At 39.8% G+C, this 13,930-nt stretch carries 6 protein-coding genes; 2 read left to right on the forward strand and 4 right to left on the reverse strand.

The window, feature by feature from the left end; translation table 11 throughout:
* Positions 1-173 precede the first annotated feature (173 nt).
* On the forward strand, positions 174-9,230 hold the full coding sequence (locus IPH66_00745; GenBank protein ID MBK7127880.1) for a hypothetical protein: 9,057 nt from the start codon (positions 174-176) through the stop codon (positions 9,228-9,230).
* 66 nt (positions 9,231-9,296) lie between these two features.
* Here IPH66_00745 and IPH66_00750 read toward each other — a convergent pair whose 3' ends face one another.
* From IPH66_00750 to IPH66_00765, 4 genes are read right to left on the reverse strand one after another with little or no spacing between them, the layout of a single operon-like run.
* A complete protein-coding gene (locus IPH66_00750; GenBank protein ID MBK7127881.1) occupies positions 9,297-9,917 on the reverse strand; it encodes a DUF1684 domain-containing protein in 621 nt (206 codons plus the stop codon).
* Between the two features lie 45 nt (positions 9,918-9,962).
* Positions 9,963-10,994 (reverse strand): hypothetical protein, encoded by a 1,032-nt coding sequence (locus IPH66_00755; GenBank protein MBK7127882.1) that lies wholly within the window; start codon positions 10,992-10,994, stop codon positions 9,963-9,965.
* An 11-nt stretch (positions 10,995-11,005) separates the two neighbouring features.
* A complete protein-coding gene (locus tag IPH66_00760; GenBank protein ID MBK7127883.1) occupies positions 11,006-11,767 on the reverse strand; it encodes an ATP-binding cassette domain-containing protein in 762 nt (253 codons plus the stop codon).
* Positions 11,768-11,771: 4 nt separating this feature from the next.
* Positions 11,772-12,518, reverse strand: coding sequence for an ABC transporter permease (locus IPH66_00765; GenBank protein MBK7127884.1), 747 nt, complete (start codon positions 12,516-12,518; stop codon positions 11,772-11,774).
* A 901-nt stretch (positions 12,519-13,419) separates the two neighbouring features.
* Here IPH66_00765 and IPH66_00770 point away from each other — a divergent pair.
* A complete protein-coding gene (locus IPH66_00770; GenBank protein MBK7127885.1) occupies positions 13,420-13,869 on the forward strand; it encodes a four helix bundle protein in 450 nt (149 codons plus the stop codon).
* Positions 13,870-13,930 lie beyond the last annotated feature (61 nt).

Below are 13,930 nucleotides of genomic sequence, written 5' to 3' on the forward strand. Positions count from 1 at the left end.
ATCATTAAATGAATCCCTAATCTGAAAGCCAGAGTTCATGCCGTTTTTATAACTTTGGTACGAAAACTGCAATAAGCACCGCAGATAAATAACTACCCCGCATAGCCGAACCTCATCATTCATTGGTTTTTACCTCGTTCGTTATCCGGTGTACAACAAGAAATACAGATTTTATGAAAAGAATTTTTACGCTGATTGTACTGGCCTTCTTAACATCGTTCTCAACCTGGTCACAGAATTATGTGAATTATGATCGTGACTCACGCTGGTTTATGGGAATTAATGGTGGGGCAACTTTCCAAACCCAAACTGAAGTACCTATTCGTTATCGTGGCGGATACGGTTTCACCATTGGAAAATCCATTGGTATGCATCCCGGTAAAGTTTTCAGTTGGGATGTGCGCGCACGCTTTCTGCACGCCTTTGTTGCAGGGCAGAGTGTTGATCCATACAACCTTGATTCAACATCTTCTCAGGGCTTGTTTCACTATGGCACCACGCTGAATGAATATGAGGATTCTATTGGATATTTTATTCCAAATTTCAGAACCACATTAACGCGTTTTTCATTAGAGTTGGTATTAAACACTAATCGCTTGCGTGAACGCACGGGATGGAATTTATCGCTCTTTGGCGGAATTGGTGCAACGGGTTATCATGTAAAAACAGATTTGTATCAGAATGATTTTTTCTCAAATTCAATTTATGATTATAATACCGCTGGTTCATTTACGCAATCAAATTTGCATTCATTTCAAGACAATGATTTTGAAACTGATTTAATTGGTACTGACAGTGATTTTGAATGGGCATGGATGCCAAGTTTTGGATTTGGTATCTCGTATCAAATTGCACCTGCTGTTGCTTTTGGTTTTGAACATAAAATGACATGGACCCGCACTGATTGGTTTGACGGTATGCCTAATACAATGAACGGAATTCCATCACCAAAAAATGATGTTTACCATTATACTTCTTTAGGATTCAAATTTCACCTTTGGGGCGGAGACGGTTATGTATCAGACACCCATGTCGATAATTTTGATACCGATACTGATCACAATGACATTGTGCAACAACCCGCGCAAAAACCAATCATTGAAATTTATGATCCGGGTTCTAGCCCTTACACTACATCATGGAATCAATTTACTATTCGCGCCAGAGTGCACCATGTTGACGGCAAAGCAAATATTACATTCAAACAAAACGGAAATGTCAACAGTAATTTCAGTTATGATCCATACAGTGATGAATTTTACAGTGTAGTTGTTTTGAATCCTGGTCAGAATTTGTTTGAAATTTCTGCATGGAATGATGCGGGTTCTGATTATGAAACTACCATTATTATTTACCAATATGATGTTCCGGTTCAGGCACCGCCTATTGTAACAATTACTAATCCGCCATATTCACCATACAATACTTCTGATGCAGTATTCAATATGACATCCACGGTATTGAATGTTGACATGCAGTCACAAATTCAGGTTTATTTTAATGGTACTTATGTTCCTGGTTTTTCATTTAATTCTTCATCACACTTAGTGAGTGCAAGTTTAAATTTGATTGAAGGTTCAAATACTATAACGGTAACTGCAACCAATAACGCCGGTAGTGATAGTAAAACAGCTACCATCATTTATACAAAACCTGCTACCCTGCAGCCACCGGTTGTTACTTATGTTTTCCCGTCTGTTGATCCATATACACACAATTCAAGCAATATCAATGTGCTGGCAACAGTATTGAATGTTGCAGGTCAGTCTGATATTACGGTTACCGTGAATGGAGCAACAACCACTAATTTTTCATATAATATCACCACCAAAGAATTGCTGCTGAATACTGATTTATTGGAGGGTGCAAATTATGTAACCATTAAAGCCGTAAACACCGCGGGTATGGATATTGAATCAACAACCATTATCTATGCAAAACCTCAAGCACCTAAACCACCTATTGTTACTTTCCTTGATCCGGCGAGTGACCCAACTGTGGTGTATGTTTCAACTTACAACGTAATAGCAAAAGTTGAAAATGTATCAGGTGCATCAGACATTACATTGAAAATAAATGGAGTTGTGTCAACAGCATTCACCTACAGTACATCATCACAATTAATGACATTCACCACAGCATTGCAAGAGGGTGCAAACGTGATTGAAATTAAAGGGGTAAACACAGCAGGTATTGATATTGAATCTACCACTATTATATACAAGAAACTAATTACACAAGCGCCGCCGGTAGTTAACATTACGTATCCGGCAACTGATAACATGGTGTTCAATTCACCCTATGTTGATCTGGTTGCAAGTGTGTTAAATGTTGCATCTGCATCTGATATTGCAGTCATTGTAAATGGAAATTCAACCGGTGCTTTCTCTTTTAACACCTCTACAAAAATTTTGAATTTGCCTTTGATTCTGAATGAAGGCAGCAATACAATTCAAATTACCGGAACAAACACTGCGGGCACTGATACCGATACAAGAATTATTATTTACCAAAAACCGGTTCAACCTGCGCCGCCAACAGTTGTTTTTGTCAATCCTCCGGTGAGCCCTTACATGAGCACCATTCAGGCTTATACCGTAATGGCTAATACCACCAATATCACATCAAAATCTCAGATTGTTTTCAAAATGAATGGATCTGTTATTCCTGATGCATCTTATACACTCACTTCAACCTATCAGGTTATTTACAATGCATCTTTGCTAGACGGGAATAATATTTTTGAAATTTCTGTCACCAATGCAGATGGATATGATGAAGCACTTGCCCTTGTTACGTATGATGAACCTGCTATTCCGTGCGTTATTCCAACGGTTGGATATATTTCTCCGGTTCCGTATTCTACTGTGACCACTGCCGGTGTAACTATTGATGCACAAATAAATAATTACTCAACAGGCACCACAGTTGAACTTCTGGTGAATGGCGTTAGTCAGGGTTACATGACATACAACGCGGGTACATCTATTGCTTCAAAATCAACTACGTTAAATCCCGGTTCCAATTCAATTAAAGTTATTGTAACAAATAACTGCGGAACTAATATGGCAACCTTTACGTTGAATTATCAAGAGCCAAGTGCACCTTGTGATGATCCAACCGTAACAGCAAACGGACCATCATCTATCACAACTCAAAACAGCAACATCAGCGTTTCTGCAATCAGTACTGAAGTTGCAAGTTCATCTAATATTAGTGTTACTGTAAATGGTTCATCAGTGCCATTTACATTTGATGCCGGTACGGGATTAATTTCTATCACCAATGCAAATCTTGCAATTGGAAATAATACTATTTTGATTTCAGTTTCTAACACTTGCGGTAATGCGGTGTGTGTATTTAATATCGTGCGTGAAGTATGTAATGCACCGATTATTTCAAACGTTACTCCGACTAATTCAAGTTCAACAACTAACACTGCGGTGACATTTACAGCAACGGTAAATAATGCATCGGCGGCTGATATCATTTTAGTGTTTAATGGAGTTTCACAAAGTTTTGATTACAATGATGTGACCCAAATACTTACAGCGGTACTCAATTTAGAAGTAGGTACAAATGCAATTGCACTTTCAGCAAATACACCATGTGGTAATGCAAGTGAACAAATAACTGTAACTCGTATTATCCCGTGTGAGCCTATTACGTATAGTTTGGTAAATCCTGCTACATCGGCAATCACCGTAACTGATCAAACATATAACGGATTGATATTGCACGTTAACGGAACCATTAATGCTTCGCAAATAAATGCCACACTGAATGGGGCAAATGTCAGCTTCAATTTTGATGCAGTGTCAGGTAATATTAGCATTCCGGTATTGAACCTTGTAAACGGCATGAACAACTTGGTAATTAATTTAACCAATGATTGCAGTTCAACTTCAGCAAGCTATGCAATACAGTATAATGGATGTATAGCACCGTCAATCACCATCACAAGTATTGCAAACGGGGCAACTGTTAATTCAGCAGTGCTCCCTTTCACGGCGCAGGTATTGAATTCAAACGGGCAAGCCAACGTATCATTGCTTGTAAATGGTTCAAGTGTTGGCTTTGATTTTAATGAAGTGAATGGATCTTTATCATCTAACATTTCCTTGAATGAAGGTTCAAATACTATAACCATTCAAGTTAACGGATGTCAAAATGCAAGTGAAACTATCACGGTGAATTATGTGATACCATGTCAAAACATCGTGATCAATTTAGTTCAGCCATCTACTAATTCTCAGGTTGTAACTGAGGCGGCTTATGCTGTGATATTACAAGCACAACAAGTTGATAATGCCGGACAAATTTCAGTAACCATGAACGGAGTTGCTGTGCCATTTAGTTTTGATGCAGGTAGTGGAATGATTTCAATCAATGGATTAACTCTTGTGAATGGAAGCAACACAATTGTGGTGAACACAACCAATGCGTGCAGTGCCGAAACCACAACCTATACTATTCAATACAACGGTTGTGTGCCGCCGGTAATCTCATTAGGCAGCAATGCAACAGCGGTTACAACGCCGGTTTATTCATTTAATGCTTCTGTCACAAATATTACTTTACAATCAGACATCGTTGTGCTTGTGAATGGTGCACCGGTGCCTTTTATTTTCAATTCAACCAGCGGTGAAATAAATGCTGAGTGTACATTGAATGAAGGATCGAATACAATCAACATTCAGGCAAACGGTTGTCAAAACACCTCACAGACATTTAACGTAACATATACGATTCCATGCGTGCCAATTAGTTTTACTTTAGGTACTCCTGCTACTAATTCGGTTTCTGTTGCTGATGGAAATTACGCCATTGAACTGTATGCACAAAATGCAAACGCATCTAATATCACGGTAAGTCTCAACGGTGCCTCGGTTCCGTTTACATACTTGAATGATGTTATCAGCGTGAATGGTCTTGCGCTTAATCCGGGTAACAATACCGTGGTAGTGAATATGTCAAATTCATGCAGTAATGAAACAGTAACATATACCATTACTTATAACAATTGCAACACACCGGTAATTAATCTTTCATCTAACAGTGCAAATTCATCAAGCGCTTCATACAATTTTACGGCCCTTACTGAGCACGTTACCTCTGCGGGTCAATTACAACTTACCGTGAACGGAACCACAGTACCATTTAATTTTGCAGGTGGTCTTGTTACCGCAAATCTCACCCTGAATGAAGGCAACAACACGATTGTTCTTGCAGCAAATACTTGTGCAAGTGCAACGGAAACAATACAGGTTGTTTACACGGTTCCATGTTACCCTGTTACTTATAGTTTGCAAGCGCCTGCGCAGTTGAACACCTTGGTAAATGGTGCAACAACAGACATATCTTTAGGAGTAGCAAATGTGAATTCTTCTTCTGACATCGCAGCTTCATTGAATGGAAATAATGTTCCGTTTAATTATTCGTCAGGTGTCATTACTTTGTCTGGATTGAATTTGAATGCAGGTGCAAATACTTTGGTAATTACAATTTCAAATCAGTGCAGCTCTGAAACAATTACATATACCATTGAATCAGATCAGTGTGAAACGCCAATTGTAAACATCACTTCTACCAATACAACAGTGAATGACCCATTGTACGCGTTGTCTGCACAAGTATACAATATCAATAATGCAAGTGATATTCAGGTGTTGGTTAATGGCACATCGGTGAATTTTGATTTCAATGCCGGCAGTCATGTTCTTACAGTACAATTCAGTTTGCAAGTTGGATCTAATACTGTTGTTATACAAGTGAACGGTTGCGAATCAGTAAGCTCAAATCAAACTATTGTTTACAACATTCCATGTAATCCGATTTCTTACACGTTGGCAGCACCTAATTCAAATTCTGCAACAGTAACTAATGAATCATACCAGATCAGTTTGAATACATTGAACGTACCTGCAGAAAGTAATGTAACCGTGTTTTTAAATGGAAATGCTGTGCCATTCAATTTCAGTAGTAATCAAGTAAGCGTTGCAGGATTAATACTTCAACCAGGCTTGAATACGATTACTGTAAATCTGGTGAATGATTGCAGTTCTGAAACCATTACTTATCAAATTACCTATAATGCGCCGGCACCATGTCTTGCTCCGGTTATTAGTTTCAGTTCATCAAACACTGTTGACAATGAAACCTATTCACTTCAGGCAACAGTTACCAATATTGATAATCCATCTGATATTTCAGTGACATTAAATGGAGTGCCGGTTACATCAAGTTACAATACAACAAGTGATTTGTTAACGGCCAACATCAGTTTAACGGCCGGAGTGAATACTATTTCAGTTACGGCTAATGGATGTGAAGTTGCAAGCGGAGTATTTACGGTTACCTATACGCCGGCTCCACCGCCATGCAATCCGCCGGTAATTACATTCAATTCATCGGCAAATTCAACGGATGATAATTATACCCTCACCGCAAGTATCACAAACATTGATAATCCTGCGGCTATTTCAGTATTGTTGAACGGAAGCCCGGTAACGGCAACGTATAGTACCGGTACAGATGTATTAACAGCAAATCTTGTTTTGACTGACGGAAATAATACGATTCAAATTACTGCTAACGGATGTGAAGTTGTTAGCGGTTCGTTCACCGTGAACTATGATGCACCAGATTGCGGAACTAGAATTAATCCTGGAAATTCATCATGGGAATTCTGTCTTGTTACACCGGGTGCAACCTATACGCGCGATAATCTTGCTAATGATAATTATTTCACTTATTCAGGACCAGCAACAAGTTTATTCTGTAAACCAATTGCCGGTGGCGGAGATGCATTTGTGAATGGTCAGGTTTATCCAATCAGTGTTGGTCAATACTATTTGTTTACAGGAAATTTAACTGTGACTGTTGCAAATGATAATCCTGCTGCAATGGGTCATTGGGAAGTTTGTATTCAATCAGACACTGAACCGGTTTATGGTAATGGAGGAAATCGCCCAACAAGTCCATGCGAAGCGGCACCTTGTGATGCACCGGTGATTTCATTTACTTCATCAACAACTGCAACGGCTGAGAATTATAATTTAACTGCCTCTGTTTCTAATATTGATAATCCTTCAAATATTTCAGTTACCTTAAATGGTCAACCGGTTTCAGCATCTTATAATACCGGATCAGATCAATTGAGTGCAACACTTACACTTGCTTCAGGTAATAATACAATAGCCATTACAGCAAATGGATGCAGTAGTGCTTCAGGTAATCTGGTTGTCAATTACACTCCTGAGTCGGGTGACGACAATATTGACTTTGATATTCAAAACAACGGGGGAGTTACCGTGAATGAAACTGCTTGCGCTACGATCACTTGTCTTGGAGAATCAGTGGTATACAATAATTCACAGGAAGCGTATGTGAAGATACAATTCAGCCTCAACGGCGGATCAAGCTGGTATGGTTTTGCAAACGACAACAACATTGCCGGTGGTGAACAAGTATCCGTGAATACTCCTGCAGGATCAAATGTTGTGATTAAAGCAATTTGTACTAATGCTAATCAAAACTGGACAAATACGCTTGTTTCTAATTCAGGCAGTGAATGGGTGTATGTTTTGAAAAACGGAGACATTGCGCCAAGTTTTGATCCGGCACAAGGACAACAATCATTGGATGCTTTTTTAGCTGGATATATTAATAGTGATGGTGTAGTTACCATTGGACCAAATGATGTAATTTATTTATTTGAGTTGCGTCACGTTGGTGATGTTGGAGTAGATTATCAAGATGCGGTCATGTTAGTTACCTTCAGTGATGATCAAAATTGTCCTGCACCAATGAATCCAAAAAGTGCCGGCGGACAACAAACCGGAGAGGTATTTCAAAAACCAACATTTACAAATATTGCTCCTGCAAAAACTTCAATTGAAGTAACTAATCCACAATTTAATTTCAGATTAGGAATAAATAATGTAAATGCCGGAGAAGATATTACAGTAACGGTAAACGGAAGTGCGGCAAGCGGTTTCTCTTACAATTTATCAACCCGTGAGTTAAGTGGAACAATGAATTTAGTTCAAGGTGCTAACGTGGTTGCAGTTACTGCGGTGAATGGCAATCAAACATCAACAGCATCTTATACTATTAACTACACTGCATCAACAACCAACAATACCAATAATGTTGATGGCAGATCAACGCAACCTGTAATTAGTCCGATTGCACCTGCCGGGCAAACAGAAACAGTGAGCAGCAGCACGTATATGTTCAAAGCGAAAGTGACCAACGTTGTTTCAAAATCAGACATCAAATTGTATCTGAACGGATCAGCTGTAACCGGATTTACTTATAGCACATCAACAGGAGAAGTTACTGCAGTACTCACATTGAACTCAGGAGCAAACACTGTAAAACTTGATGCAGTCAATGCAGATAAATCTGCTAGTTCAACTTGGACAATTACCTACAGCAATGTGGTAAATCCAGGTCGTGATGGCAATCAAAACATAGACACCAATAATGATGGCGGAACGAATAATGGAACAGATGGAAATACCCGTCCGGTATATGAGCAACCGGTTATTGGCATGATTGCACCTGCATCAAGCAGCGAAACAGTGACAAGTTCAACCTATATGTTTAAAGCAAGCGTAAGCAATGTCAGTTCAAAATCTGATATCAAAATTACGTTTAACGGAACAAGTTTCACCGGTTTTACATACAGTAGTTCAAGTCAACAAATCACCGCAGTTTTGACATTGCGATCAGGAGCAAATACCGTAAAAGTAGATGTGGTTAACGGAGATAAAACTGCGTCTACTTCCTATACTATAACCTACACTGAAGTGAGCAATCCACAACGTGACGGAAATCAAAATAATGGTGGTGGAACGACAACAGATCCAAATAAAGGTGGAGGAACAACAACTGACCCAAACAAAGGTGGTGGAACGACAACAGATCCAAATAAAGGTGGAGGAACAACAACTGACCCAAACAAAGGTGGTGGAACGACAACAGATCCAAATAAAGGTGGAGGCACGACAACGGATCCAAACAAAGGTGGAGGCACAACGACAGATCCAAACAAAGGTGGTGGAACAACAACGGATCCAAACAAGGGTGGAGGAACGACAACAGATCCAAATAAGGGTGGTGGCACAACAACTGATCCAAACAAGGGTGGTGGCACAACAACTGATCCAAACCGAGGTGGAGGAGGAACAACTACCGGAGGTGGCAGAGGTGGGTTAGAATAACTAAGAACACAAAAATAATAAAGGCTCAGGAAAAAATTCTGAGCCTTTTTTTATGAATGAAACTTCTCAATGATTTGCAGTTTCCAGCGGAATTTTTGCGCCGGCTTTGATTTCAATTTTCAAGGTATTTTCTTTTGGGGGTATCGGACAAAAATAACCATCAGTATAAGCACAATAAGGATTGTACGCGTGGTTAAAATTGATGACAATAGAATCTGAATTCGGAATGAGAAGATCAATGTAGCGTCCGGCACCATACGTTTCATTTCCGTTTGTTGCATCGCGGAAAGGAATGAAGAGATGATTTTTATATTCTTCAATTTCTCTCAATGAAAGACTTTGGTATACATATAATGAACAAGGAGCATCATGTAAACTGAAACGAACGAGTGCATAGTGCACGTATTTTTTTTCAGTATCTGCAGAGGTTTTCATGATAATTGTATCTGTACTTTCAATGCGCTCAAAGTGCGCCGTTACCACATAGTTGATACTAAAATTGAAATGCTGATGGCCGGGAAATTTTTTCCGCATTTTTTTCGGCAATGGTGATAATTCTTTACTCTTGAAATGTGCATCTTGCTCTTGCCAAAAATGAAAAAACTCGTCGCGGTAAAACGACGAGTCTTTTTGAGAAAATGCTGCTTCGGTTAGCGGAATGAGAATAATCAGAAGGTAAAAGCGCATCAGATTAATTTTATATTCTTTATTCCGCCAAAATAAAATTCAATATTATTTAAGCACAAAATTGTTGGTACCAATCATGGCGCCTTCACAATAAATTTGGCAAGTATAATTTCCCTTATCAATAGTTTCAGTCAGTTTGTGGAAAATACACACATCAATTTGCTGATTTTGATAATTGACTACTTTTTTATCAGAGTATAGCAATGATTGATCACCTGATTTAAATGTGTTGTTATTGCTACTTGCAAGCACTGATCCACCCGGAGTGATGATACGCATATACACTGTTTTATCACCGGGTGTTGCAATGGTATTTTCACCTAAAGTAAAACAAGAACGGATATGAGTACAACCTGAAGCGCGGTCAGTTTCTTTATATGAACCTGAACTGCGCTCCTTAATCCCTTCGGTCAAGAAACTGAATGCAGAAAGTTTGGATCCTTTGTTTACTTTTTCTGTTAACTGTTCAGACTGCGTTTTGTAGTCATCACGTTCAGTAGTCACATTATTCAAGTCACTACGGGTATTGTCCAAATCAACAACCAAACCTTGATTCACTTGGTTGAGTGAGTCAATAGTTCTGATATAATCTTTCATGATATTGCGCAGCGTTTCTGTTTCTTTCTGTAGCATGTACACCTTACTCATGTAATGTTTTCGGTCTCCTTTTGCATCATCCAGTTCTTGAATGAGTGTTGCAATTTTATCTTTCTGCAACTGAATACTGTCAGACATTTGTTGATTTGAAATTTCCATGTCATTGTATTGAGACAACATGTTTTCCAAATTTTGTCTGAGATTTTCACCAATTGCCAGACCTTCGTCGTGCATCATTTCATTGAGTGCTTCCATTTCCGTGATTAGCTCCTGTTTCTCATTATCACACACGTTAAGTGATTTATTTTTTTCAGAAATTAGGTAGCCCATGTAACCGCCTGCAATTAATAAAAGCAGAATAATTACAATGTAGATTCCATCTCTTTTCTTTCCTCCTCCTTCAGTTCCTGCTGGATTAGAAGGTGTGTTACCTTTTAATGCAGAAGGGTCAATGAAGGTTTTTTTCTCTTCTTCGCTCATGGTTGTTTGTTTTAACTGTTAATTAACTTCTCTCTCAAGTTTTTCATGAAACTAGAGGCGTAAACAAAACTTACAACCTCCTCATTATTTGTTCTGATAATTTCTTTATTTGTTCCTTCCCAGTCTTTTCTTCCCTGATTGATGAAAATGATGTGATCACCAACTTCCATTACAGAGTTCATATCATGGGTAATTACAATAGTTGTCATTTTATACTCGTACGTTAATTCGCGAATCAGGTTATCAATCACGATAGACGTTTTAGGATCAAGACCAGAATTTGGTTCGTCGCAAAACAAGTATTTTGGATTCATGGAAATAGCGCGCGCAATGCCAATTCGCTTTTGCATTCCACCAGAACATTCAGCAGGTAGTAAATGATCTTTTCCAATAATATTTACACGAGTCAGACAAAACGATGCACGCTCACGCATTTCAGCTTCTGTCATATTCGTAAACATACGCAAAGGAAACATGACATTTTCAAGCACAGTAAGTGAATCAAACAGGGCACTGCCTTGGAACAGCATACCAATTTCTTTTCGGATTACGGTTCTTTCTCTTCGCTCCATGGCAGAAAAATCACGACCATCATAAAGCACTTGTCCAGAATCCACTTCGTGCAAACCAACAATGCATTTTGCCAATACAGATTTACCCTGACCAGAAGCACCAATGATGAGATTCATTCTGCCCGGCTCAAATTTGGCTGAGATATCATACAGTACCTGTGTACCGGCAAAAGTTTTATTTACGTTGATTACCTCTACCATGACGTCAGATCAGAATGAGTTGAGTTAGCACATAATTAGCAAGCAGAATTGCAACAGAAGATGCGACCACAGATTTTGTACTTGATCTTCCAACTTCAAGGGCACCTCCACGCGTGTAGTATCCGTAGTAACTTGGAATAGCAGTTAGAATAAAAGCAAAGACAACAGTTTTAGTCAGTGCGTAGTAGAGGCCATCAGAATCTATATCCCAAAATGCTTTTACTCCGTGTACATAAGTCTCAGTAGAGTATAATCCGCTTTGCACCCCGGCTACCCATCCTCCTATCAAACTCAGCACCATTGAAACAATGACAACGAATGGAAAAAAAATCATGGTAGCCAAAATTTTTGGAAGCATGAGAAAACCAATGGAGTTTACACCCATAATTTCAAGGGCATCAATTTGTTCGGTTACGCGCATGGTTCCAATTTCAGAAGCAATGTTAGATCCAACTTTACCGGCAATAATCAGAGAGATAATTGTTGGAGAAAATTCAAGTATAGTTGACTGACGCGTGATATAACCAATGGTATAAGAAGGCAACAAAGGAGAGCTCATGTTAGACGCAGTTTGCAGACTGATAACGGCCCCCATGAAAACAGAAAGAAATGCAACAAGAGGAATGGAGTTGATGACAATATAGTCTACTTCGTTAAAAAATCTTTTGCGAAAAACTTTCCACTTTTCAGGTCTGGAAAACACTGAACGTAGCATGATGAAAAATCGGCCGATATGTTCAAACAGATTCATTGCGCAGGCACGAAGTTAAGGAATATTTTTGGCTGGTTTGTTGGGAAGGGGGAATGGTTGGGGTTTTTTAGGGACATTTAACAAGGTGGTTGCGGTATGACTGTGGTTGCGGTAGGTCGGTGGTTTCGGTAGGTCGGTGTGTCGGTAGGTCGGTAGTTGCGGTATGACTGTGGTTGCGGTAGGTCGGTGGTTTCGGTATGACTGTGGTTTCGGTATGACTGTGGTTGCGGAATGACGGTGGTTTCGGTATGACTGTGGTTTCGGTAGGTCGGTGTGTCGGTAGGTCGGTGGTTGCGGTATGACTGTGGTTGCGGTATGACTGTGGTTTCGGTAGGTCGGTGTGTCGGTAGGTCGGTGGTTTCGGTATGACGGTGGTTTCGGTAGGTCGGTGGTTGCGGTATGACTGTGGTTGCGGTAGGTCGGTGTGTCGGTAGGTCGGTGGTTGCGGTATGACTTTGGTTTCGGTAGGTCGGTGTGTCGGTAGGTCGGTGGTTGCGGTATGACTTTGGTTTCGGTAGGTCGGTGTGTCGGTAGGTCGGTAGTTGCGGTATGACTGTGGTTGCGGTATGACTGTGGTTGCGGTATGACGGTGGTTTCGGTATGACGGTGGTTTCGGTAGGTCGGTGTGTCGGTAGGTCGGTGGTTGCGGTAGGTCGGTGTGTCGGTAGGTCGGTGGTTGCGGTATGACGGTGTTTGCGGTAGGTCGGTGTGTCGGTGTGTCGGTAGGTCGGTGGTTTCGGTAGGTCGGTGTGTCGGTAGGTCGGTAGGTCGGTGTGTCGGTAGGTCGGTGGTTGCGGTATGACGGTGGTTTTGGTATGGCTTTAGATTTTTTTTGAGGTGGGAGATTTTTTTGGAGATTGAAATACTAGTTTTGTGATTATCAAATAGAAAAACTTGTTTTATGGGGTATGTTACGAGTTATCGGGAGTTGGAGGTTTATAAGCATGCAAGACGTTTGGCGCAGGAGATTTTTGAGACTACAAAATCTTTTCCAACGGAAGAAAAATATTCATTAACTGATCAGGTGCGGAGATCGTCACGGTCAATTGGGGCGCAAATTGCTGAGTCGTGGGCCAAAAGAAAATATCCTAAACATTTTATTAGTAAACTGACAGATGCCGATGGTGAACAACATGAAACACAACATTGGATTGATACTGCCCTTGATTGTAAATACATCTCTGAACAAAAAGCTGTGTATCTGAAAAAGGAATATGATTTATTAGGAAAACGCCTAGGCGTGATGATGGAAAAATCTGCCGTCTTCTGCAAGAATAGCTCTACAGAAAAAAAACCTAATAAAATTGTAAGCAGAAAATTTGCCGGGGAGTTGGAGATGGTGGATAATTGAGTTTGGGTTTTTGGTAAACAACCAGTTCAATGAAATTACTAAACATCATTCTCATATTGTT

This window comes from Crocinitomicaceae bacterium (assembly GCA_016708105.1).
In the GTDB taxonomy this organism is placed as follows: domain Bacteria; phylum Bacteroidota; class Bacteroidia; order Flavobacteriales_D; family Crocinitomicaceae; genus JADJGJ01.

Bases quoted from the DNA above. Each gene is read 5' to 3' on its own strand.
- IPH66_00755 (MBK7127882.1), bottom strand. From the start codon at position 10,994: ATGAGCGAAGAAGAGAAAAAAACCTTCATTGACCCTTCTGCATTAAAA.
- IPH66_00745 (MBK7127880.1), top strand. From the start codon at position 174: ATGAAAAGAATTTTTACGCTGATTGTACTGGCCTTCTTAACATCGTTC.
- IPH66_00750 (MBK7127881.1), bottom strand. From the start codon at position 9,917: ATGCGCTTTTACCTTCTGATTATTCTCATTCCGCTAACCGAAGCAGCA.
- IPH66_00765 (MBK7127884.1), bottom strand. From the start codon at position 12,518: ATGAATCTGTTTGAACATATCGGCCGATTTTTCATCATGCTACGTTCA.
- IPH66_00770 (MBK7127885.1), top strand. From the start codon at position 13,420: ATGGGGTATGTTACGAGTTATCGGGAGTTGGAGGTTTATAAGCATGCA.
- IPH66_00760 (MBK7127883.1), bottom strand. From the start codon at position 11,767: ATGGTAGAGGTAATCAACGTAAATAAAACTTTTGCCGGTACACAGGTA.